Origin of the sequence: Myroides injenensis M09-0166 (genome assembly GCF_000246945.1) — a bacterium.
Taxonomy (GTDB): domain Bacteria; phylum Bacteroidota; class Bacteroidia; order Flavobacteriales; family Flavobacteriaceae; genus Flavobacterium; species Flavobacterium injenense.
In genome coordinates this window covers 1-22,639 of sequence record NZ_BAEX01000059.1, presented here as the reverse complement: position 1 = coordinate 22,639, position 22,639 = coordinate 1, and the positions used below count along the sequence as shown (strand labels likewise).

Here is a 22,639-nt window from a genome sequence, read left to right as displayed (position 1 = left end):
ACACGTAGTATATCGAGTCATTATTTTCTGTAATTGACTTTTTATTTTTTGTTGACCCGACTGGGGCTCGAACCCAGGACCCCAACATTAAAAGTGTTGTGCTCTACCAACTGAGCTATCGAGTCTGCTGATTAGAAAAGAAAGAATTTTGTGACCCGACTGGGGCTCGAACCCAGGACCCCAACATTAAAAGTGTTGTGCTCTACCAACTGAGCTATCGAGTCATTATTTCAATTCCTAATTGCGGGTGCAAATATAGGACACTTTTTTAAAAAACCACAACAAATTTGTTTTATTTTTGCCTCTTTATCTAAATTAATTTCTAACGTACTATATTACAACCCCTTATTTTTATGAAAAAAATTGTTCTTTTAGGCTATATGGGATCAGGTAAGTCAACTATTGGACAAAAGCTAGCAGAAGCTCTAAACCTTCCTTTTATAGATTTAGACCAAGAAATAGAAACAAATCTACAAAAAACAATACCTGCGATTTTTAAAGAGAGAGGAGAAATCTACTTTCGAAAAATAGAACACCAGACATTCAATCACCTATTAGATGAAAACAAGTCTATTATTTTAAGTCTTGGCGGAGGTACTCCTTGCTATGCTAATAATCACCTAAAGCTTCAGGAAAGTGATGTTATCTCAATCTATTTAAAAGCTTCTATAAAAACATTGGTAGAACGTCTAGAAAACGAAAAAGAGCATCGACCTGTACTTAATCAAAATACAGACGATACTCTTGAGACTTTTGTAGCGAAACAATTATTTGAACGCAGTTATTTTTATCATCAAGCAAAACACACTTTAATTGTAGATAATAAATCAATAAGTGATATAGTCGATGAAATTATAAAAATTGTAAATTAACTCAAATAGGCATATTCTTCTTCTCCGTCAAAAACAACTTGGATATGCTCTAATAAAGACGTTGATAAAGATATCCCTTTAAAATCAGCTTTAACGGGATATTTTTTATGATTTCTATCCACCAACACTGCAGTCTTTAATTTCTTAAGAGGAACGTTTAAAAAATGTTTAACACCATATATTAATGTTGCTCCAGAATTCAATACATCATCCACCAAGACTATTGCCTTATCTTCATACTCATCTGAAGAGATAGATGTCTCTATTGGATTTATAGGATTTTGCTTATCGATACGAACTTCACAAATCTTTACTTTAATCGGCGATATCGCTTGTAACTCATTTGCAATTTTTTGAGCAAATTTAAAACCACTATTAGCTATTCCTGCTATAACGATCTCCTCTTCATCAATGAATGTCTCGTAAATTTGGTAAGCAATGCGTTTTGTAGTAAACTTAATCTGCTCTTTGTTTAAAATAATGTTCTTAGTCATGTTGTTGTTGTTTTTCTATATTTATAAACACTTCTCTACCTGCTCTAGGCTTGATAGAATTGTATGCTTTTTCTAGGACTTTAATCTTCATATCATTTCGGAACAATTGATCGTACTCTTTTTTGCTTCCTCCAAAAGGTGGCTCTGAAGTATCAAATTCACAATCAAATAAAACTCCTACCAATTTTCCTTTTTGCGAAAGTAGTTGATTAATTTTACTAACATACGCACTTCTTAATTCTCTTGGTAAAGAACAAAAGAACGTCTGTTCGATAATTAAATCATACTCCCCTACATGGTGAAAGAAATCTTCAATAATGACAGAATCCATTGGGAAATCGGAATGTTTTAGTGCGGTTTCCTTAACAGCAATATCCGTTAAATCAATACCATAACTATTTGCAAATCCTTGACGGTGCAGATATAATAATTCATAACCATGACCAATTCCCAAAACTAAAATACGCAAATTCTTATTTTCTAATTGATCAATATAATCTTTTAGAGGTGTGGTTATAGCACCAGCATTCCACTTCGAATTCTTACTGACATATCTATTCTCCCAATATTCTCTATTCATTTTTTTCACTTTCTTCTTCTATTTCATCATCATAATCTAAAAAGTCATTAATATCTCTCAAATCTTTTTTAGTAGGTCGCCCAGTACCATTTGCACGATAATGACTTTTAGACAATTTCAATAATTCTAAATGTTCAAATGCTTCAGAAGGTGTAGTATCTTTTCTATAAATATCAACTAATTTTGCTCCTACTCTATTTTGAGGGATATCTAAAACAGTCATTTGATAAACTATTTGATCTTTACGCAAAGTAATTTTATCAGTTGGGAAAACTTCTCTCGAAGCTTTAGCAGCTTGTCCATTTACTGTAATATGTCCTTTTTTACAAGCTTCAGTTGCTATATTCCTTGTCTTGTAATAACGTACACACCACAAATATTTATCAATACGCATAATTAAATATTAATTTTTTCTAACAAAGTACACAAAAATAAAGTAAAATTGTATCTTGCACTACTAAAATAAATCAAAAAATGAAGAGAATATTTGCTGCTTTAGGCTTCTTATCCTTAAGCTTATTGATGACAAATTGTAAAAAAGATGATGGGGGTACTGATTTCGTAGAGGTTCCTTTACGTGATAGAACTGAAGTCTATAATGAAAATATGACAGTTATTGAAAAATACCTTGATAATAATTACATTATAGAAAATGGAGACATCATCACTTTTGATAGTATTACAAGTCCTAAATATAATCAACAACCTGTAATTAGAAAAGATCCTAGATTAAAAAGTATCAAACTAAGTAATGATATATTAAAAATCACACCTATTAGTACAAAAACAGTTGACCCATATACTGGAATGTATAAAGATGTGATAAGTCGTCTAGAATACACTAAAAATGATGACCCTGTAAAAGAATATACGGTTTATTACTTAGAAATAAATAAAGGAAATAATATTACACCTGCACTTATTGACTCTACTTACGTAGAAACTAAAGTTTACAATACTAAAAATGAAGTTGTAAGTGCTCCTTTTAAAGGTAAGTTTTACTCTTTTCCAATGACAATTAATGAGTATACAGCTACTGCTGCTAAAGCTGCTGAACTTACTTCTGGTGAAAGACAATTGTTACAATTAATAAAAACTGCTACAGGGATTAAAAAGAACTCTGATGGTACTCTAGGATATGACAAAGGATCTGCTGGTAGAATAATAGCTTTTATCCCTTCAGGTCTTTATTTATTTAATAGTCCTATCGGTACAAAACTAAAAGGATACGAAGTAGCGATATCAGATATTACATTAATCAATGCACTAGAAAGAGATCATGACTTAGATGGTATTCCTTCTAAATTTGAAGTAGAACCTAGTAAAATAGGCACACCTCTTACAATTGAAGACTATTTTGGTTACTCAACTAGTGGTTTTGAAAAGACACCTAACTTCTTAAATATTGATGACGATAATGACGGAGTTCCGACTCGTATTGAATTACAATATAAAGATGATAAAGGAATAATTAGACATTATAAATACGATGCTCCAGAACTTAAAAAATGTAGTGACAAGCCTAATTATTTAGATAAAAATTGTCGCCCATATATGGTTGATGGAGAATGGGTATGGAATATCAAATCTTAAATAAAAGCATTTGATTTATAATACAAAGGGAGCAATAATATGCTCCCTTTTTTATTTCCCATTAATCGAATTCTATCTTTCATATAATTAGATAATAGACATATACTAAAAAAGGGCTACTTCTAAGAAGTAGCCCTTTCTCTATAATAGATATCTTGAATAATTATCTCTTAAATTTACGGTTGATAGCTTTTTGCGCTTTTTCAACAATTGCATTAGCATTTAGACTATATTTATCCATTAATTCATCTGGAGTACCTGATTCTCCAAAAGTATCATTAACAGCCACAAACTCTTGTGGTAATGGATTGTTTAATGACAATACACGTGCCACGCTTTCTCCAAGCCCACCTAAAAAGTTGTGCTCTTCAGCAGTAACCACACATCCTGTTTTTGCAACTGAACGTAAAATTGCTTCTTCATCCAATGGCTTAATAGTATGAATATCGATTACCTCAGCAGAAATTCCTTTTGCCTCTAATTCTTCAGCCGCCAATAATGCTTCCCACACTAAGTGTCCTGTAGCAATAATTGTTACATCAGTTCCTTCATTAAGTAACAACGCCTTTCCTATTTCGAATTTTTGATCCGCAGGAGTAAAGTTTGGAACTACTGGACGACCAAAACGCAAATATACTGGTCCATCATAATCAGCAATAGCAATTGTAGCAGCTTTTGTTTGATTATAGTCACAAGTATTAATTACTGTCATACCTGGTAGCATTTTCATCAACCCTATATCTTCTAGAATTTGGTGAGTAGCACCATCTTCTCCTAATGTTAATCCAGCATGAGAAGCACATATTTTTACATTCTTTTCTGAATAAGCAACTGATTGACGTATTTGGTCATATACACGACCTGTAGAAAAGTTTGCAAACGTCCCTGTAAAAGGAATCTTTCCTCCAATTGTCATACCAGCAGCAATACCAATCATATTTGCTTCTGCAATTCCTATTTGAAAAAAGCGTTCTGGATTCTCTTTAATAAACTCATCCATTTTTAATGAACCTATTAAATCCGCACACAATGCAACTACATTCTCATTTGTGCGACCTAATTCTGCTAGACCTGCTCCAAATCCTGAACGTGTATCTTTACTTCCTGTATTTGTATATTTTTTCATAATGATTCTAATAAATAAAGATTAATAATCTCCAAAAGAAGTTTCTGGATTTTGTTTCAAAGCTTCTTCTAGTTGCGCATCACTTGGAGCTTTACCATGCCATGCATGAGTCCCCATCATGAAGTCTACTCCATTCCCCATCTCTGTATGTAATAATACACATACTGGTTTTCCTTTTCCTGATTTAGCTTTTGCTTCTTCATAACCTTTAAGGATAGAATCGATATCATTACCTTTCTCTATCTCAATAACTTCCCAATCAAACGCAACAAACTTTGCTTTTACAGATCCCAAGTCCAAAACTTTATCAGTTGGTCCATCGATTTGTTTACCGTTTAAATCAACTGTAGCAATTAAGTTATCTACTTTTTTTGCAGAAGCATACATCATTGCCTCCCAGTTTTGTCCTTCTTGTAATTCACCATCACCTAACAAGACATAAACTAAGTGATTATCTTTATTTAATTTCTTAGCTTGTGCTGCTCCAATAGCTACAGATAAACCTTGCCCCAATGATCCTGATGCCATACGTATACCTGGCAAGTGATCATGAGTGGTAGGGTGTCCTTGTAATCTTGTATTTAATCTTCTAAAAGTTGCTAATTCACTCACTGGAAAATAACCGCTTCTAGCTAATACACTGTAAAATACAGGAGAGATATGTCCATTTGACAAAAAGAAGATATCCTCATCTTTTCCATCCATATTGAACTCCTCTTTTCTATCCATTAACTTTTGGTATAATGTTACTAAAAATTCAGCACATCCAAGAGATCCTCCAGGGTGTCCTGAACTTACAGCATGTACCATTCTAAGAATATCTCTTCTTACTTGAGTAGTTAACTCTGTTAGTTGTTGTGTGTTTGGTTTCATTATTCTAATAATAAAATTATTTGCTTCACAAATATAAGATTTATTTACCGCAAATACTTATTATTATTGTTCAAACTATACCACAAACAACTTGTTTTACTAACTTTATCGACTAACTTTATAAAGAATACAGTAAGTTTATTTATACCTAAACTCTCTTTAATTTTATGTCAATACCTATTTTAAAAACAGAGAATCTCGCAATCGGCTATTGTTCAAAAAATAAGTCTAAACAAGTAATTGTTCAATCTGACCTTAATATTAGTTTAAAGCAAGGAGCACTTACAGCACTTTTAGGGATTAATGGTATAGGGAAATCTACTTTATTACGCACTCTTAATGGTGTACAATTACCTATACATGGGCAAGTAACATTAAATAATCGAAATATTAATTCATATACGGAAAATGAGTTAGCACAACAAATAAGTATTGTATTGACTGAAAAAATACCTATATCTAACCTGACTGTTTACGAATTAATAAAAATAGGTAGAACTCCTTATTTATCATGGAACACAAATTTATCAGACGAAGATCATAATTGGATAAATAAAGCTATTTCGCTTACTAATTTGGAAAAATTAACGAATAAAAGCATCCATGAACTAAGTGATGGACAGTTACAACGAGTTTTGATAGCTCGTGCCATTGCACAAAATACTTCTATAATAATATTAGATGAACCCACAAATCACCTCGACCTTCATCATAAAGTTTCTCTTATCAAGCTACTAAAAAAACTAGCTAAAGAGGAAAACAAAGCAATTCTTTTTTCTGCTCATGATATTGATATTGCACTACAGTTAAGTGATGAGATTATAATACTTCAAGAAGGTTATAATGTTCAAGGAACTTCTGACGAACTAATTAATAAAGGTATTTTTAATCACTTCTTTCCAGATGACAATTTAACATTCAACCCATTACAAAAACGTTTTGAATTAAAAATAGACTGATACACAATTAGGACTGTGTAGTACTATTATGTCTTTTGTTCTTAGAAATATTTTCAATAGTCCACTCAACTTGCTTTTCGAACTTATCCTTTCTAAAAGGACAATCGTCTTTGCTACAAATTTTACAAGAAAAAGGCTTGCAGTCATCCATATGGACAAACAATTCTAAATCATCACCAAATTTCTCACAGATTTCTTTTTCTAAGAGCTCAACCTCTTTATGTCCTTCTACAATAGTAAAGTACCAGGGAATAGTCATGTGACAATCAAAGTGTAACACACTACCATATTTGATAATACGGAGATTGTGTAAGTCAATCCAATTAGCACGGCGATGTTTTTGGAGATAGGCAACTAATTCTTCCAATAGCTTTTCGTCTGTCTCATCCATTATACCTGAGATAGCACCCCTTACTATTTTATACCCTGTGACAATTATTATTCCAGCAAATAGCAAAGCTACTACGCTATCCAACCATTGATAACCTGTAAAATATAAAAGTATTAATCCTACAATAATCCCAATCGTAGAGTAAGTATCCGATTGTAAATGCTTTCCACTTGCAACTAATGCTAAGGACGAATTCTTTTCTCCTTTTTTAATTGCATACCAGCCTAAAATATAGTTCACTATAGCAGTGATAGCGACTAAGATAATACCATAGTCTAGTTTACCTATTGGTTCTGGGTCTATAAAATTTCGTGCTGCTTCAAAAATGATAACAAGACCTGCCACCATGATTAATGCTCCCTCAATAGTTGCCGAAATAAACTCTACTTTTCCATGTCCATAAGGATGGTTTCTATCTCTAGGTATTGAAGATAAATACAAGCTATATAAACCTATAAAACCGCTGACTACATTGATTACACTTTCTAAAGCATCTGTAAGAATTGCCACCGAATGTGTCATTGACCAAGCAACTACCTTGACTACAAACAATAGTACTCCTACTACAGCTACTATTTTTTGGAATTGATAGTTTTCTTTTGCTCTTGTATTCATTTGTCGCTTTACCTAAAATTATAATTTATCTACTTCAATCACTTCCCCTACCTTCATTCCTTCTAAAGAAATAGCTCCTATACGGACACGCACTAATCTTAAAGTAGGAAATCCTACATAGGCAGTCATCTTTCGTACTTGTCTAAATTTTCCTTCTGTCAATACTAATCTTACCCAACTCGTCGGTCCATGTCGTTCATCTCGTATTCTTCGCCCTTCACCAATCCAATCTGGTTTCTCTAAAAGTTTTTCTGCCACACAAGGTTTTGTCATATATTTCTCACCCTTCACACCTATTAGAACACCATTTCGCATTTCTTCAATTGCCGATTCAGTAATGTCGCCATCCACTTGCGCATAATATTCTTTCTCATAATGGGCACTGCGTACACTCTCACTAGTCATACCATCTGTGGTCAAAAACAATAATCCCTCCGAATTTTCATCCAATCTACCTATCGCCATAGTTCCTTCAGGAAAGTCATACAATTCTCCTAATTTCTTCTTGGTACGTTTTTTCTCATAGATAAATTGACTGATATATCCATGTGGTTTATATAATATAAAATGTCTATGCGATTGTTCCAAATTAACATTCATAAAGGGCTACTACAGTATTAGCAAGCAAAGGTATTGATTATCATCCCGATTATTATTAGGATTCTATTATAATTTATCCCTAAAATATCTCATTCTACATCTATATTATTTTTCAGGATACAAACTGGTATAAAACTTATTCATTGCTTCTATATATCGCTGCCCATGATAGTCCAATGACAGCGCTTGAAAGCCCTGAAGATGTAGTCCCTTATACAATACTATATCACTTTTTTCATTAAGAAACTTAGCTCTATAGCTATCTTCCGGAGATGTAAGTCCGTCTCTATCTCCTGCAAAAAACAATATAGGTAATGATAATCGACTTAGAGCATCTTCATAACTTGCTGCGCTATTTGGCAATTTATATTCTTCATTGAGATGTTCGCCTATAATTTCGACTATTCGCTTAGGACTGCCAACAAAGCCATCGGCTATCATATAATCAAACTTATCTTGCGAATATAATAGAGTAGCATTAATTGTACCCATTGATAGAGCCCATACTCCTACTGGTTGTTTAAAACGATCTCTAGTATAATCCACTACCGCTTTCAGATCAGTAGTAAACTCATCGTAATACAACATCTTCTTATCAATATCAAAATCTTGACTCTCACCAAAACCTCTGTAATCAAAAAGAACTACAGTATAACCATGCTTAACAACTTCTAATACTTGTCTAATCCAATACGACATATTACCATTATCACCATAAGCAAGTACTAAAACTCGCTTTTTATCGTCTTCTTTCTTTGGAAAACAAATCCATGATTTCAACGTATAATCATCAGTAGTCTTAATCTCTACAGATTCGACAATCATATTTGAATTCATAGGATGATCAACGTACTCTTTTACTGGATCAAGCGCCCACATAGACATCGTAAAAAATATAAAAAAAATAATACAGCAATTTCTCATATTTAGAAGTAATAATTTTACACTCAAATATACAATTTTAAGACATCTGTTGTATTAGTTAAAATCACTAATAACACAATATATCGCCACCTAAAAATATTATTCCTCAATAAAAAAGGATTAAAATTTCACTATCTTAATTTTTTATTTGCTTTTCTTATACTTTTTATATATCTTACTATCAACTAACAACATCTATATAAAATATGAAAGCATTATTATTAATCTCAGCTATATGTATCAGCGCTACAATAGGATATTTATTAGGATTGCTTTTACTATCCTTACAAATTCCACAGATATCGCAATTAGCACCTGTAATTATTTCGCTAGCCAGTATTTCTTTTACTTTATCAAAAAAAGAATTCATCTATAGCATACTTATAAAGAAATAACTCATTGCTTATATCTTCTAAACTTTGTGATGTATAGAATGCCATAATTAATAACACTAAATAATATTCTCTCTCCTATCACTTTACTGTATTTAAACTTACTAATTACTATTTGTTTTTATACTTCATTAAAAAAAACAATAGTTAATCAAGTTGATGTTATTACAACTTTAGAATAATAAACTAATAGAAATAATGTATCTCTTGATTTGTTTAACAGTTCTCGAATACTCCCGCAAGATTGCTTTAACAAAATACCCTTTATTCAAGGCATTGCTAACTATCTATTGAAAAGCTTGAAACTAATTCCAAATTTTATTGATAGTACAAACCAAACATAATACTGGAATTAAACTAACTAAAAACTTCTGTTTAACTATAGCTACAATGCAATTATTGATAAAGGTCGTCTTGACTTTTGTAAAATAAAGAATGATGATAGAAGTTTCCTCAAACTAATAATTAAAGATGACTTCATCTTGTTATATCTCATCTAATTCATTACAGCCGTTTACTTTTTAAAAGGTCTTTTTGAATTGAAATGCCAAAAAAGTTTTGTGGAATCAAGTATCCCATATGTGCCTTTATTACTATAGAGGATATGATTTTTTCAACAGCGCTTCAACAGTTCTTCAAGATCCCTTCAACAAATAGGCTTGTATATGGAGCAATCATGGGGAAGTGTTGAAGAAGTGTTGAAGGATTTCGCTCTAATGCTTATGAATACTAGCTTTGGCAAGCATTCAAAATTTAACCCAATAAATTGTTTTTTAGCTAAGACACTGTATTTTAATTAGATATATTTTTTAGGGTTAAAAAAAAGTGAGGTAGTTTTTATTTTGCTCAGATAGTTAAAGTGTTTGCTGAGAACCTTATATCATCTAGACATGTAAAGGATATACTTGATATGGAAATCTATTTTGAAGGCATAATTAATCAATCAACTAATGCTGATGCACATTTTGATTCACAAAAGTTTAGAAAAATATGTATTTAGAGATAAAGAAATCTCAGAAAACTAAAAAGTCAAGATAACTTCATAATCTCGTTCTCACTATTTTTTGTTACACAATAAATTTATTTACCATCAAAAGATAAGAACACAATAAAAGATAAGAGATTAACGCAATAAATTGTTATTTTTGTTACTTACAAAATTTAATACATTATGCAACATATCATTGATCGTTTCATCAGTTATGTAACTGTTGACACTGAATCTGATCCTTCATCAAACTCATGTCCGAGTACTGAAAAACAATGGGATTTAGCAAATAAGTTAGTTGAAGAATTAAAACAAATCGGTTTAGAAGATGTAACTATAGATGAGAATGCTTATATCATGGCTACTCTACCTAGTAATGTAGAACACGAAGTCCCTACTATTGGTTTCGTTGCTCACTTTGACACTTCACCAGACTTTTCAGGGGCTAATGTAAAACCACAAATAGTTAAAAATTACGACGGTGGCGATATTGTTTTAAATAAAGAACAAAACATTATATTGTCTCCATCTTACTTTAAAGATTTATTACAATATAAAGGTCAAACGCTTATCACTACTGATGGTACTACACTTTTAGGAGCAGATGACAAAGCTGGAATCACAGAAATTGTTTCAGCAATGGAATACCTAATTCAACACCCAGAAATCAAACATGGTAAAATTCGTATTGGATTTACACCTGATGAGGAAATTGGTAGAGGAGCACATTTATTTGATGTTAAAAAATTCGGTGCTGAGTGGGCTTACACAATGGACGGAAGTCAAATCGGAGAATTAGAGTTTGAAAACTTTAATGCTGGTTATGCTAAATTAACTTTCTCTGGAAAAAGTGTACACCCTGGTTATGCAAAAGGAAAAATGATTAACTCTATTCTTTTAGCTAATAAATTCATCTCTAAATTACCGAAACACGAGGTACCAGAAAGAACAACTGGATATGAAGGTTTCTTCCATGTAAACCACATGACTGGTAGTATTGAAGAATCAGTTATCGAACTAATTATTCGTGATCACGATCTTAAAAAATACGAGAAACGCAAAAAACAAATTGCTAAACTAGCGAAGAAGTTCAATAAAAAATATAACAAAAAATTTAGTGGACCGATAGTAGAATGCGAAATTGGAGATCAATACTTCAACATGCGTGAAAAAGTTGAACCAGTAATGCACATTGTAGATATTGCTGAAGAGGCAATGAAAGACTTGGGTATTACACCACTTATCAAAGCTATTCGCGGTGGAACTGATGGAGCACAACTTTCTTATATGGGATTACCATGTCCTAATATCTTTGCAGGTGGACATAACTTCCATGGTAAATATGAATATGTTCCAGTAGAGAGCATTGTAAAAGCAACTGAAGTAATTGTAAAAATTGCTGAACTAACTGCAAATAAATACAAATAATCTAAAATAGCGTATTTGTAATTTACATACTATAAGGGACTCTATTAAAAATAGAGTCCCTTATTTATTTCTATTATTTTCTATTTCTATTTTTTCTTTTGTTGCTGTCTAATAGGTAAAGAATCGTATGTTCTCAAGACATAGTATACAGCAGGTGTCAAAAAAGGCAAAATAACCATCATTATTAACCAAATGAAATATTCTGTTCCATAAATACTTTTATTCATAAATAGCGAAATGAAAGCAGATATCCAATAAATAAATATTCCAAAAACTAGAAATATACCACCAAAACTTCCAAACAATACTCCCATAATTACACAATTTAGTTTCAAATCCTCATCCAACTTTACCACACTGGTAATCAAACACATATTACATCCACAAACATTAAACCAAAAAATATTTTATACGATTATCTACTTCTTTTTTTTATACATTTTTTTTATTTATTAAACATATTTTAATAATCATATATAAAATAATTAGAATTTTATTAGGTGTATTTTAATATAGTATTTAATTTTGCTATTTATACTAAATAAAAATAATGAGATCATATTGGAAAACTACTATCGTAATCTTATGTGCACTTTTACACTACACAACTTTTGCACAAGAGATGAACTCCACTTTACAAGGAATTGTATTAGATGAAACTTTACAACCTGTTATTGGAGCTACCGTAATGATTGACCAAACAACTATTGGTACAGCAACTGATCAAAATGGTAAATTTACATTACAATCAAAACCTGGTACAGCAACTTTAATTACCAGTTATGTTGGATATCAAGACAACAAACAAACCGTTACTTTTAAAAAAAATAATACTGATGTTCGCATAGTCCTAAAACCAGATTTGGCAATGCTAAACGACGTAGTTATTACAACCAAGTCAAAAGTTGAAACTTTAAAAGATGAAGCTTTTACTGTAAATGCAGTAGACATTAAATCTGTTGTGAATAGAACAATGGATTTAAATCAAATTTTAAATAAAACAACAGGAATTAAAATTCGCCAACAAGGAGGTGTGGGCTCTGATTATAACTTTTCTATCAATGGTATGTCAGGTAAAGCAGTAAAGTTCTTCATTGATGGTGTACCTTTAGAAATGTTAGGTAAAGGTGTAGATTTGAGTAGCCTACCTATTAACATGGCTGAACGAGTGGAAATCTACAAAGGAGTGGTTCCAGTCAATTTAAGTACAGATGCTATGGGTGGTGCTGTAAATGTTATTTCTAATAAAGCAAACAAAGACTATCTAGATGCTAGCTATACTATTGGCTCGTTTAATACCCATTTAGTTAACTTAAATGGACAATTAAAAGATGAAAAAACGGGGATAGTAATGCGTGTAAATACGTTCTTAAACAAATCTGATAATGACTACAAAATGAGAGACATGAAGATTTGGAACAAAGAAAAAAATGAATACGAATTAAGAGATGTCAAACGCTTTAATGATCAATATCAATCAGTATTTATAATGGCTGAATTTGGGATTGAAAACAAAAGTTGGGCTGACCAATTATTCATTGGAACTTCCTACTCAATTTTTGATAAACATATACAAACTGGGTCTAATCAAGATGTAGTATATGGAAAACTAAAACAAGATGGGGATGCTAATAACTACTTTTTAAAATATAAAATATCAAATTTATTAGGAGACCGATTAGATATTAACCTGTACAGTGGTTTTTCTAGAAGTTTAGAAAAAGCAACAGATACTGTCTTGAGAAAATATAGTTGGGATGGGTCATATGTTCCTTCTGCCTCAAGCGAAATGGGAAATTTTCAAGTAAATAAACAAAATCAAGATCGTTTATATAACCAAATAACTGCCACTTATAGAATTGCAGAGAATCATAAATTAACTGCAAACTATACTATTGACTATTTAAAGAATACGTCTTATAATGCGTTAGTAGAAAAAAAATCAGATGTGACACCTTCAAAGATGACAAAGCAAATACTCTCTTTTGCTTATCAACAAGACCTCTTTAATAGACGTTGGTCCAATATTATCTTTGCTAAATACTATAAGGTAAATTTAGAAAAATTAGTCTTTGACAGTACTATTAGAAAAGACGTTATAGCTAAAGAACCTTTTGACAATTGGGGCTATGGAATAGCATCTACATTCAAAATCACAGATAATATTGGTATTAAAGCATCTTATGAACATTCATATCGATTAGTGGAGCCTAACGAAATATTTGGAGATGGAGTATCCGTTAGTACAAATATGGATTTAAAACCAGAAACAAGTAATAATTATAATTTTGGAGTTTATTATACGCAACGTTTTACTGATCACTTAGTAAGATTTGAAGCAGGCGGATATATTAGAGATACAAAGGATTTCATTTTTACGGTACCTAATTTATATAATAGTACATTCAAGTATGAAAACCTTTCAAATATCTTTACAAAAGGTTTAGAAGGTGAAGTAAATTATAAGTATAAAAACTTATTACAAATAATGATGAATATTACTTATAACTATGCTTATGATAATACAAAATATACCAATAATTCTAAGGACGTAGAATCTGCTACATATAAAAAAGAGGTTCCTAATCAACCATGGTTATTTGGTAATATTGATGTTAGCATTGGTCAAGATAATATATTTAAAGAAAATAGTCGCTTAGAGTTTCACTATGGGCTTCAAATGACTGAATGGTATTATAAAAACTGGCAGTCTTACGGGAATAAAAGAAATATACCAACAATTCCTAGACAAACAATACATAATATAGGGGTAAGTTATTCTCTATCTAATGGTAAATACAATTTTGCATTAGATTGTACTAATGTAGGAAATGCATTAGCATATGATAACTTTAAACTACAAAAACAAGGTCGCGCTTTTTACTTCAAATTTAGATACGCATTAAAATAGAACCATCATGAAAAATAAAATATATAGTAGCCTATTGATTATTATAACAATATTAGCTTTAAATAGCTGTAGTAAAGAACCTAGTGAGTCAGGTGGTTTTAAAGGTGAGGAAAACTATAAATATTTTCTACTATCTGCATTAGGTAGTTGGCCAAATACTGTACATTACTTGACAGCAACAAATGATGTTACTCAAGGAGAAATGAATCTTAAAAGAGAGGGTGACGAAATAAATTCAAAGGGTACTTATGCTTATATAGTAAAAAATGGATTTATCTATAATTATAAAACAGATCAAGGGGTACTTAAAAAGTTTAAATATACTAATGACAAGTTGATAACAGTTAAGGAAGTTCCTTATTCGTTCATATCTGATATTTCTAGTTTTGTATGGATTGATAATAATACCTTATTAATTCTAGGAACTACCGGTGATGGGCATTCAGTTCGCTATAGTATAATTAATAGTGATGATTTACATATTATAAAAGAAGGATCAATTCAAGGTCTACTACCTTTTCCTGACAGCTATAATCACTATACTTTAGGTGCTTCTACTTATATGGATGGTATACTTTACCTACAATATGGTTTTAGAGATGAAAAGTGGATGTCTCCTGACTACTATAATTTTGCTACAATTAAATATGACAATTTTGAAGTTTTAGACACTAGAATTGATGAGCGAGCGTCTGGAATTTCAAATTCCTCACCATATTTCCATACAACTTTTTCTACTGAAAAGAATACTTTCTATTATGCTACTTTCCCAAGATTGTCTAAAGATACTAGAGATTCATACTTATTTAGGCTACATAAAGGAGCCAAAACATATGATCAAGATTATGTAATTAATCTATCACAATTGTTTGGTGGCAAAAAAGTTGAGACACTACTACAATATATAGGAGACAATAAAATGATGGCATTATATAGAGATCCAAGTTTAGGGAACAGTTATAATGCTCGTTACGTTATTATCGATTTAGAGACTAAACAAATAGTCAGAGAATTAACTGAATTGCCAAATGACGAACCTTACGAATGGGGAGCATTTGTAGAGAACAACAAATTGTTTATTGCTATTAATGCGAAAGAAGGTAATAATCATGTTTGGATATATGATCCAAAAACAGATAGTATAACAAAAGGAATGAAAATACCAGATCACATTTCAGGTTATGCTAGATTCGGTAAATTCTATGATTAATAACTTTTAAAATACAATAAGGGAGTAGATTTAACATCTACTCCCTTTTTTATTACTAATACAAAAGACTAATTCTCTAGTCAGTATCTTATTTATTGTTATTTAATAAATGCTTTTTTAAATCATTCTCAGCTTCTTTTAGTTCAATTTCTACAGCTTTACGTTTTTCACGTCCTTCTCCTTGAATACGAACTAGCTCATCAATAGTATTTAAAATATCAGTATTAACTTTTTTAATTGTTTCAATATCAACAATTCCTCTTTCTGTTTCTTGAGCAATCTTAATAGTAGAATCCTTAAGCATTTCGCTATTTCTAGTCAACAACTGATTAGTGGCATCATTTACAGCTTGCTGCGCTCCTAAAGCTTGTTGTGATCTCGCTATACCAAGTGTCAGAACCATTTGATTCTTCCATAATGGCAAAGTATTAACAATACTTGATTGTAGCTTCTCCATTAGCATTAAACTATTATTCTGCACCATTCTTATTTGAGGAGATGATTGTAATACTACCATTCTGGTAAGTTTTAAATCATGTAGTTTTCGTTCAAAACGAACAACTTGTTGCTCTAAATCTTTAAAAGCTTGTACTTTTATTGGATCATTTTCTTTCTCAGCCTCAGCTTTAGCCTTTGGTAATACCTCCGAGTGTAACTCTTGTAACTTTTGATCTCCAGCAGCTATATATAAGCTTATTTCTTTAAAGTACTTTTTATTCTCTTCGAATAGTTTATCAAACATAGCTACATCTTTCATCATTGTTTTATAATGACGTTCTAACTGTAACTCTATAGCATTAATATTCCCTTCTACTTTTGTATATTGATGTTGTAAACGAGTTATTTTTTTCTTTATTGAATCAAAGAAAGGCAAAATACTCTTTTTACTAGCAATACCTTCAAATGACTTCACATCACTTCTTAAAGTCATTAATATTTCCGAAGTTTCGCCCAAATCCTTTGTCTGTACTTGTCTTAAAACTTCTGTAGCAAATGCACTAGCTTGCAATTGACTTCCTGCTCCATATTGCACTATTGAAGTAGTATTCTCTAAATTAATACTATTCTTATGTGCCTCAATCTGTTTTAGTTCTTGCTCAGTAAAATCTACAGAAACTTCTGGAGTTAATTCCCTTTCACTTCTTAATTGTTGGATATCTTTTTCCATATATTTTATTTTTTATTACAATAATCCTCTATTTTCTAAATCCTGAATATAAACTTCGGTTTCTGCATCCACTTCTAAATTCTGAAACTTCATTTGATTCATCAATTCCTTTTCAAAAGCCTTAGTAGCATTGGAAATAGTCTTTCTTAACTTATCTTCTGCTTTATGTATAATCTCATTATCAATTCGAGATAACTCTACTTGGTAATATTGGTTAAGTATATTTTCTATAGAATATGCATGACGTTCCAAAAACAAATTACTAATGTATTGATTGTCTTTTGTTATTGATTTTGTCAATTGTATCATCGTTGCAATATTTCCTTTTACCTCCGCATTTATTATTTTGGACTGCCAACGTTCCATTTCTACAATAAAATCACTGACAGATAATATTTCAGAAATTCCTTTGCGACGTATAAAATCTACGTAATCATATTCAACTGCCCATTTAAGATTAATAATCCCCCGTAAATGAAGACGTCTCAAAAAATTCTGTAAATGCATAGCAATAATTACAGCGCCTCCCATAAAAGTAAAAAAAGCATATAGTCTTACCCAATTAGTATCTCCAAAACTAAAATAAGAAAGATAAACTCCTATATATAAAATCATCCACAGAAAACTTCCATAAAGCAAACTTCTTATTTTACCCAAAATCCCCATATACAGCATTGCAAATGGCGGAAAAACAAATGGAAAAAATATCCCTAGCAGTACAAGCCAACTATTGTTGAATTCCCATTTCTTATCTTTATTAGTAAACCATCCTATCATAATAACCCTCTCCCTTTTAAAATTGACATATAAACTTCAGCTTCAGCATCTACTTGTAAAACTTCAGAATCTATCATTTGCGATAATTCATTTTCAAAAGCAATACGTGCTTTTTCAATAATAACTTTAATTTTATTTTTTGATTCTTCAACTTGCAAATTATTAATATAAGAAGTATCTAATTCCACATATTGCTTTAAAGCGTTTTCAATAGTACTACCATGACGTTCAAAAAACAAATCACTCCTGTGCTCATCTTTAGAAACTATAATATTAACTAATCGCTGTAATTCATTAATGTTAGAAAGTAGCTTTGCATTGTGAATATGCTTTTTATAAAATTCTAAACTATGAATAAAAACATCTTTTCGCGAAGAAGTATTTTCTAAAGCATTAAGTTGCTTCATTACTTCGAAATAACTGTATTCCTTATTTTTCTCTAGTTTAATGTAATTTTTTAAATCCAAACGTTGTAAGTATTCTCCTAAATCTAAAGACATATATACTACGTAGATATAAAAGCTTATAAAGTTTAAAGCTAACACAGAAATAAAAGATTGCCCTGCCAAATATGCAAACAAGCTTATAATTAAAAATAATAAATAAACTAAAGCTATTAAAAGTGTAGCTCTAGTCCACCTGCCTATCTTTACTATTGCACCAAAAATAGAAACAGCAATAGGTGTTAATAGACCTAGTGTTAAAAAACTTACTGCGCCGACAACACCTAGTAATATTACAGCATTTTTAAACTCCCAACCCTTACTTCGATTAGTAAACCAACCCATCTATTAAATCAATTATATATAAGTAATAAAGATATTAAATTTCAAACGAGATTACATCAAAAACATTGCAATTAGAATTAAAATATCTAATTGCAATGCATAAAAAAAGCCTCGACAAAATGTCGAGGCTTAAGAAATATTATTAAAGATTAGGAATTATTTTCCTTTCTCCATTCTTTCTTTTAATTCTGCTAGAGCGTCAATATCTCCAAGAGTTGTTTTTTCGTTTGAAGAAGCATTATTAGCTTCTGCAGTTTTAACATTTTTCTCTTCTTCTTCACGGAAGATAGCAGTATGAGAAGCAACTACTCTTTTGAATTCTTTATTGAACTCAATAATTTTGAATTCAGCGCTTTCTCCTTTTTTCAATTTTTTACCGTCTTCTTTCTCTAAGTGACGAGTTGGGATGAATGCAATAACATCATCTTCGAATACTACAGTAGCACCTTTGTCAACTAATTCAGAGATTTCTCCATTATGAACAGTTCCTACAGCGTAAGCAGCTTCGTATTTATCCCATGGATTAGCAGTAGTTTGTTTGTGTCCTAAAGATAATTTACGTCCTTCAACGTCTAACTCTAAAACAACTACGTCTAATTTATCACCTACATTAACAAACTCAGATGGGTGTTTAATTTTCTTAGTCCAAGATAAATCAGAGATATAAATTAATCCATCAATTCCTTCTTCTAATTCAACGAATACACCAAAGTTTGTAAAGTTACGAACGATACCAACATGTTTAGATCCAACAGGATATTTAGATGTAATATCAGTCCAAGGATCTTGAGTTAATTGTTTAATACCTAAAGACATTTTTCTTTCTTCTCTATCAAGAGTTAAGATAACTGCCTCTACTTCGTCACCTACTTTTACGAAATCTTGAGCTGATCTTAAGTGAGTAGACCAAGACATTTCAGAAACGTGGATTAAACCTTCAACACCTTCAGCAACTTCGATGAAAGCACCGTAGTCAGCTAAAACAACTACTTTACCTTTAACTTTATCACCAACGTTTAAGTTAGCATCTAAAGCATCCCATGGGTGAGCATAAAGTTGTTTTAAACCTAATTGAATTCTTGTTTTCTCATCATCAAAGTCTAAGATAACAACGTTTAATTTTTGGTCTAACTCTAATACTTCACTTGGGTGGTTAATTCTTGACCAAGATAAGTCAGTAATGTGAATTAATCCGTCAACACCTCCTAAGTCAATGAATACACCGTAAGAAGTAATGTTTTTAACAACACCTTCTAACACTTGACCTTTTTGTAATTGACCGATAATTTCTTTTTTCTGTACTTCGATATCAGCTTCGATAAGAGCTTTGTGAGATACAACAACGTTTTTGAATTCGTGGTTAATTTTAACTACTTTGAATTCCATTGTTTTGTTCACGTATTGATCGTAATCACGGATTGGTTTAACGTCAATTTGAGAACCTGGTAAGAATGCTTCGATTCCGAATACGTCAACGATCATACCACCTTTAGTTCTACATTTAACGAATCCATTAACGATTTCTCCAGACTCGTGTGCAGCAATAACTCTATCCCAAGCTTTGATTGTACGAGCTTTTCTGTGAGATAAAACAAGTTGTCCGTATTTATCTTCTCTAACGTCGATTAATACTTCAACTTTATCTCCAACTTTTAAGTTTGGATTGTAACGGAATTCGTTTAATGAAATAACACCTTCAGACTTAGCGTTGATATCTACAATCGCATCTCTGTCAGTAATTCTAACAACAACTCCTTCTACTACTTCTTCATCATCTGTAGAGATAAACGTTTTGTCTACTAAACTTTCGAATTCTTTTAATTGGCTATCTTCAACAGCATCAATACCGTTTTCGTAGTTATCCCAGTTAAAATCATTTAAAAATTCTTCTTGTGTTTTTGTGTTTTCAGACATATCTGATAAAATTTGTATTCTGTTCTAATTGTAAGTCTCTTATTACCAATCACAAATAAACAGAAGAGGTTTTACTTATAATATAATTACCTTTTAGGAGACCTTGTTGATCTAAAAGTTGCGCAAAAGTAATCATTATATATTCACCTACAAAACTTTTTACCATCTATTTTATTTATAAAACACTCAAAACAAACCCATTAAAAAACGCCTACAAATAAATTCATAGGCGCTTTAAAAAAGTAATATTATTGAAAAAATAATTAATTCTATTTATGACACTTTAAGTTCTTCCTTATCTCTTTTAGCAATACTGTTCTTTTTCTTGAAAACTCTAAAGACCTTACTACCCTTATATAGATCCCAATTCATCAAGGCTACACTAACTAATACAACTGCTAAACCTCCAATTTGAAGACTAGTAATAATATCATCAGTGAAAAAATAACTTAAAGCTACTGCAACAACAGGATTAACATAAGCGTAAGTACTAACTTCAGTCACTGGTCTATTTTGAATTAACCATATATAAGAACCGAATGCTAAAATTGAACCGAAAGTAATTAAGTATGCCAATGAAAACCACCCTCCAAATGATATATCAGCTGGATCAAAAGCAGCAAATTCACCATTTAAACTTGCTACAAGTGCAAATAATACACCAGCAGTAATCATCTGCCATGATGTTTTAACCATTACATGTAAATCCTCACCTGCATCTTCATTCTTGTCTTTTGAATACTTAGAATACAGAGAACCAATAGTCCAAGCTATAGATCCTAAAATCAATAGCACCATACAGAAAATATTAAGCATCTTCTGAGATTCATCACTTGCTATATTAATTTGCTCAGCAAAAAGCATTATTACACCAATGAACCCCATAACGAGCCCTAATACAATTGGAATACTTCTAAAGTTATTCTTCCATTGTGGTTTATCTAAGATAATGAACCAAAGCGCCGCCGCTGCAGCCATAATCGCAGCAATACCACTTGAGACATGCTGTTCAGCCCATATTAATGCCCCCATATCAATAAATAATAAAAGGAAACCTGTAATACAAGCCTGCTTAACAACTTTCTTATTAAATAACTTATAACCTCTAATCTTACAATAAGTTAAAAGTAATGTACTTGCAATAAAAAAACGTAATGACCCTAAAACAAAAGGTGTAAAATCACTTAATGCTTTATGAATAAAAAAGAAAGTAGATCCCCATACAAAATAAACTACTAAATAAGCAAATATAACTGCTCCCTTACTAGTACCATTTGATTTTACTGCTCCCATAACTAATCGAATTTATCTGGTATTATTAACTTATTATCTTCTTTAACTGTTTGCAAAACTATTATAGTTCTTGTTGATATAATTCCTTGAATCTTAGATAGTGAATTACGCATTAAATGTACCAATGCTAATGAATCAGTAGTTCTAACTTTAATCATATAACCATCATCACCAGCTATATCGTGTACCTCAAGTACTTCAGGTATTTCTGCCAATAACTTACCAGTCTCCTCATCACCAATAATCTCATCAACTTTAATAAATATAAATGAAAGCATTTTCTGATTTAAAGCTTTAGGATTTATGCTAGCATGATACGCTAATATAACTTCCTTTTGTTCTAACTTTTTTACACGTTCTAATACTGCAGATGGTGCCATTCCTAACTCTCTAGCGAGTTCAGAATTATTAATTCTTGCATTATCTTGCATCATGCGTATAATTGTCAAATCGACTTCATCTAATTTATATTCCATACTATCATCCGTTTTGCGGGTGCAAAGGTAAATAAAAAGAATTAAATTCGGAAATATTTCTATTAAAAAGAATAATATACAGTCATCTTAATCCAATACAAAATAATATGCGTATTTACGGAACAAACAACTAAACTAGAAATCTAAGTATAAACATTTCATACGTAGCAATATATTCAAATGAAATAAATAGTAAAAAAGATAAGATTTAAGTAGTAAAATAATGAAAGAAAATCAGTGATAAGAGCAAAAAAATTAACAAATACC

The 22,639-nt window shown here is 31.2% G+C and carries 22 protein-coding genes and 2 tRNA genes; 6 read left to right on the top strand and 18 right to left on the bottom strand.

What is annotated here, in order from left to right; genetic code table 11:
• Positions 1–52: 52 nt before the first annotated feature.
• Both RH98_RS10370 and RH98_RS10365 read right to left on the bottom strand, forming a co-directional pair.
• Positions 53–125, bottom strand: a tRNA-Lys gene (locus RH98_RS10370).
• A gap of 26 nt (positions 126–151) precedes the next feature.
• Positions 152–224: transfer RNA gene (locus RH98_RS10365), tRNA-Lys, on the bottom strand.
• A gap of 129 nt (positions 225–353) precedes the next feature.
• Between RH98_RS10365 and RH98_RS10360 the strand changes: the two genes are divergently transcribed.
• Positions 354–872 carry a shikimate kinase gene (locus tag RH98_RS10360; RefSeq protein WP_010254239.1) on the top strand — a complete coding sequence of 173 codons (519 nt, stop codon included), beginning with the start codon at positions 354–356 and terminating at the stop codon, positions 870–872.
• Here RH98_RS10360 and RH98_RS10355 read toward each other — a convergent pair.
• The 3 genes from RH98_RS10355 to RH98_RS10345 are packed head-to-tail and all read right to left on the bottom strand — an operon-like array spanning position 869 to position 2,340.
• Positions 869–1,366 carry a phosphoribosyltransferase family protein gene (locus tag RH98_RS10355; protein WP_010254237.1) on the bottom strand — a complete coding sequence of 166 codons (498 nt, stop codon included), beginning with the start codon at positions 1,364–1,366 and terminating at the stop codon, positions 869–871. The genes RH98_RS10360 and RH98_RS10355 overlap by 4 nt on opposite strands.
• Positions 1,359–1,946: a methyltransferase domain-containing protein gene (locus tag RH98_RS10350; RefSeq protein ID WP_010254234.1), complete on the bottom strand. Its 588-nt coding sequence runs from the start codon at positions 1,944–1,946 to the stop codon at positions 1,359–1,361. The genes RH98_RS10355 and RH98_RS10350 overlap by 8 nt, the downstream gene beginning before the upstream one ends.
• Entirely contained in the window at positions 1,939–2,340 is a 402-nt protein-coding gene (locus RH98_RS10345; protein ID WP_010254231.1) for an RNA-binding S4 domain-containing protein, read from the bottom strand. The genes RH98_RS10350 and RH98_RS10345 overlap by 8 nt, the downstream gene beginning before the upstream one ends.
• An 80-nt stretch (positions 2,341–2,420) precedes the next feature.
• Here RH98_RS10345 and RH98_RS10340 point away from each other — a divergent pair, with 80 nt between their 5' ends.
• Positions 2,421–3,539 (top strand): hypothetical protein, encoded by a 1,119-nt coding sequence (locus RH98_RS10340; RefSeq protein WP_010254228.1) that lies wholly within the window; start codon positions 2,421–2,423, stop codon positions 3,537–3,539.
• Between the two features lie 163 nt (positions 3,540–3,702).
• Here RH98_RS10340 and RH98_RS10335 read toward each other — a convergent pair whose 3' ends face one another.
• Both RH98_RS10335 and RH98_RS10330 read right to left on the bottom strand, forming a co-directional pair.
• Complete coding sequence (locus RH98_RS10335; protein ID WP_010254225.1) at positions 3,703–4,665, bottom strand: transketolase family protein; 963 nt, start codon at positions 4,663–4,665, stop codon at positions 3,703–3,705.
• A 21-nt stretch (positions 4,666–4,686) separates the two neighbouring features.
• The gene (locus RH98_RS10330; RefSeq protein ID WP_010254221.1) at positions 4,687–5,538 is read right to left on the bottom strand and encodes a transketolase; all 852 of its coding nucleotides are present in this window, start codon (positions 5,536–5,538) and stop codon (positions 4,687–4,689) included.
• A gap of 167 nt (positions 5,539–5,705) precedes the next feature.
• Between RH98_RS10330 and RH98_RS10325 the strand changes: the two genes are divergently transcribed.
• Positions 5,706–6,497 carry an ABC transporter ATP-binding protein gene (locus RH98_RS10325; RefSeq protein ID WP_010254219.1) on the top strand — a complete coding sequence of 264 codons (792 nt, stop codon included), beginning with the start codon at positions 5,706–5,708 and terminating at the stop codon, positions 6,495–6,497.
• Between the two features lie 7 nt (positions 6,498–6,504).
• Here the strand turns inward: RH98_RS10325 and RH98_RS10320 are convergent, their stop codons facing one another.
• The 4 genes from RH98_RS10320 to RH98_RS10305 form a co-directional block, all read right to left on the bottom strand.
• Positions 6,505–7,503: a cation diffusion facilitator family transporter gene (locus tag RH98_RS10320; RefSeq protein ID WP_010254217.1), complete on the bottom strand. Its 999-nt coding sequence runs from the start codon at positions 7,501–7,503 to the stop codon at positions 6,505–6,507.
• Positions 7,504–7,521: 18 nt separating this feature from the next.
• A complete protein-coding gene (locus RH98_RS10315) occupies positions 7,522–8,103 on the bottom strand; it encodes a pseudouridine synthase (RefSeq protein ID WP_010254215.1) in 582 nt (193 codons plus the stop codon).
• A gap of 105 nt (positions 8,104–8,208) precedes the next feature.
• Positions 8,209–8,988 carry an alpha/beta hydrolase gene (locus tag RH98_RS10310; protein WP_237717531.1) on the bottom strand — a complete coding sequence of 260 codons (780 nt, stop codon included), beginning with the start codon at positions 8,986–8,988 and terminating at the stop codon, positions 8,209–8,211.
• Positions 8,989–9,208: 220 nt separating this feature from the next.
• On the bottom strand, positions 9,209–9,397 hold the full coding sequence (locus RH98_RS10305; RefSeq protein WP_010254210.1) for a hypothetical protein: 189 nt from the start codon (positions 9,395–9,397) through the stop codon (positions 9,209–9,211).
• A 1,193-nt stretch (positions 9,398–10,590) separates the two neighbouring features.
• Here RH98_RS10305 and pepT point away from each other — a divergent pair.
• On the top strand, positions 10,591–11,835 hold the full coding sequence (gene pepT, locus RH98_RS10300) for a peptidase T (RefSeq protein ID WP_010254208.1): 1,245 nt from the start codon (positions 10,591–10,593) through the stop codon (positions 11,833–11,835).
• Positions 11,836–11,921: 86 nt separating this feature from the next.
• Here pepT and RH98_RS10295 read toward each other — a convergent pair whose 3' ends face one another.
• Positions 11,922–12,149, bottom strand: coding sequence for a hypothetical protein (locus RH98_RS10295; RefSeq protein WP_010254207.1), 228 nt, complete (start codon positions 12,147–12,149; stop codon positions 11,922–11,924).
• A 236-nt stretch (positions 12,150–12,385) separates the two neighbouring features.
• Between RH98_RS10295 and RH98_RS10290 the strand changes: the two genes are divergently transcribed.
• Both RH98_RS10290 and RH98_RS10285 read left to right on the top strand, forming a co-directional pair.
• The gene (locus RH98_RS10290) at positions 12,386–14,746 is read left to right on the top strand and encodes a TonB-dependent receptor (protein ID WP_010254206.1); all 2,361 of its coding nucleotides are present in this window, start codon (positions 12,386–12,388) and stop codon (positions 14,744–14,746) included.
• Between the two features lie 7 nt (positions 14,747–14,753).
• Positions 14,754–15,956: a DUF4374 domain-containing protein gene (locus tag RH98_RS10285; protein ID WP_010254204.1), complete on the top strand. Its 1,203-nt coding sequence runs from the start codon at positions 14,754–14,756 to the stop codon at positions 15,954–15,956.
• 88 nt (positions 15,957–16,044) lie between these two features.
• Here RH98_RS10285 and RH98_RS10280 read toward each other — a convergent pair whose 3' ends face one another.
• From RH98_RS10280 to RH98_RS10255, 6 genes are all read right to left on the bottom strand, one after another.
• Positions 16,045–17,124, bottom strand: a complete 1,080-nt coding sequence (locus RH98_RS10280; protein WP_010254201.1) for a toxic anion resistance protein — start codon at positions 17,122–17,124, stop codon at positions 16,045–16,047.
• Between the two features lie 15 nt (positions 17,125–17,139).
• On the bottom strand, positions 17,140–17,901 hold the full coding sequence (locus RH98_RS10275) for a hypothetical protein (RefSeq protein WP_010254197.1): 762 nt from the start codon (positions 17,899–17,901) through the stop codon (positions 17,140–17,142).
• Entirely contained in the window at positions 17,898–18,689 is a 792-nt protein-coding gene (locus RH98_RS10270; protein ID WP_010254195.1) for a hypothetical protein, read from the bottom strand. Before RH98_RS10270 ends, RH98_RS10275 begins: the two co-directional genes overlap by 4 nt.
• Before the next feature lie 156 nt (positions 18,690–18,845).
• Positions 18,846–20,603: a 30S ribosomal protein S1 gene (gene rpsA, locus RH98_RS10265; RefSeq protein ID WP_010254192.1), complete on the bottom strand. Its 1,758-nt coding sequence runs from the start codon at positions 20,601–20,603 to the stop codon at positions 18,846–18,848.
• A gap of 273 nt (positions 20,604–20,876) precedes the next feature.
• On the bottom strand, positions 20,877–21,896 hold the full coding sequence (locus RH98_RS10260; RefSeq protein WP_010254190.1) for an EamA family transporter: 1,020 nt from the start codon (positions 21,894–21,896) through the stop codon (positions 20,877–20,879).
• 2 nt (positions 21,897–21,898) lie between these two features.
• The gene (locus RH98_RS10255) at positions 21,899–22,372 is read right to left on the bottom strand and encodes an Lrp/AsnC family transcriptional regulator (protein WP_010254186.1); all 474 of its coding nucleotides are present in this window, start codon (positions 22,370–22,372) and stop codon (positions 21,899–21,901) included.
• Positions 22,373–22,639 lie beyond the last annotated feature (267 nt).

Excerpts from the sequence above, each read along its gene's own strand:
- RH98_RS10355 (WP_010254237.1), bottom strand. The coding sequence starts at position 1,366 with ATGACTAAGAACATTATTTTAAACAAAGAGCAGATTAAGTTTACTACA.
- RH98_RS10295 (WP_010254207.1), bottom strand. The coding sequence starts at position 12,149 with ATGGGAGTATTGTTTGGAAGTTTTGGTGGTATATTTCTAGTTTTTGGA.
- RH98_RS10270 (WP_010254195.1), bottom strand. The coding sequence starts at position 18,689 with ATGGGTTGGTTTACTAATCGAAGTAAGGGTTGGGAGTTTAAAAATGCT.
- rpsA (WP_010254192.1), bottom strand. The coding sequence starts at position 20,603 with ATGTCTGAAAACACAAAAACACAAGAAGAATTTTTAAATGATTTTAAC.
- RH98_RS10350 (WP_010254234.1), bottom strand. The coding sequence starts at position 1,946 with ATGAATAGAGAATATTGGGAGAATAGATATGTCAGTAAGAATTCGAAG.
- RH98_RS10305 (WP_010254210.1), bottom strand. The coding sequence starts at position 9,397 with ATGAATTCTTTTTTTGATAAAGTAAAAGAAATACTGGCTAGCGAAATA.
- RH98_RS10280 (WP_010254201.1), bottom strand. The coding sequence starts at position 17,124 with ATGGAAAAAGATATCCAACAATTAAGAAGTGAAAGGGAATTAACTCCA.
- RH98_RS10275 (WP_010254197.1), bottom strand. The coding sequence starts at position 17,901 with ATGATAGGATGGTTTACTAATAAAGATAAGAAATGGGAATTCAACAAT.
- RH98_RS10285 (WP_010254204.1), top strand. The coding sequence starts at position 14,754 with ATGAAAAATAAAATATATAGTAGCCTATTGATTATTATAACAATATTA.
- pepT (WP_010254208.1), top strand. The coding sequence starts at position 10,591 with ATGCAACATATCATTGATCGTTTCATCAGTTATGTAACTGTTGACACT.
- RH98_RS10310 (WP_237717531.1), bottom strand. The coding sequence starts at position 8,988 with ATGTCTATGTGGGCGCTTGATCCAGTAAAAGAGTACGTTGATCATCCT.
- RH98_RS10335 (WP_010254225.1), bottom strand. The coding sequence starts at position 4,665 with ATGAAAAAATATACAAATACAGGAAGTAAAGATACACGTTCAGGATTT.
- RH98_RS10340 (WP_010254228.1), top strand. The coding sequence starts at position 2,421 with ATGAAGAGAATATTTGCTGCTTTAGGCTTCTTATCCTTAAGCTTATTG.
- RH98_RS10315 (WP_010254215.1), bottom strand. The coding sequence starts at position 8,103 with ATGAATGTTAATTTGGAACAATCGCATAGACATTTTATATTATATAAA.
- RH98_RS10330 (WP_010254221.1), bottom strand. The coding sequence starts at position 5,538 with ATGAAACCAAACACACAACAACTAACAGAGTTAACTACTCAAGTAAGA.
- RH98_RS10360 (WP_010254239.1), top strand. The coding sequence starts at position 354 with ATGAAAAAAATTGTTCTTTTAGGCTATATGGGATCAGGTAAGTCAACT.
- RH98_RS10325 (WP_010254219.1), top strand. The coding sequence starts at position 5,706 with ATGTCAATACCTATTTTAAAAACAGAGAATCTCGCAATCGGCTATTGT.
- RH98_RS10290 (WP_010254206.1), top strand. The coding sequence starts at position 12,386 with ATGAGATCATATTGGAAAACTACTATCGTAATCTTATGTGCACTTTTA.
- RH98_RS10320 (WP_010254217.1), bottom strand. The coding sequence starts at position 7,503 with ATGAATACAAGAGCAAAAGAAAACTATCAATTCCAAAAAATAGTAGCT.
- RH98_RS10260 (WP_010254190.1), bottom strand. The coding sequence starts at position 21,896 with ATGGGAGCAGTAAAATCAAATGGTACTAGTAAGGGAGCAGTTATATTT.
- RH98_RS10345 (WP_010254231.1), bottom strand. The coding sequence starts at position 2,340 with ATGCGTATTGATAAATATTTGTGGTGTGTACGTTATTACAAGACAAGG.
- RH98_RS10255 (WP_010254186.1), bottom strand. The coding sequence starts at position 22,372 with ATGGAATATAAATTAGATGAAGTCGATTTGACAATTATACGCATGATG.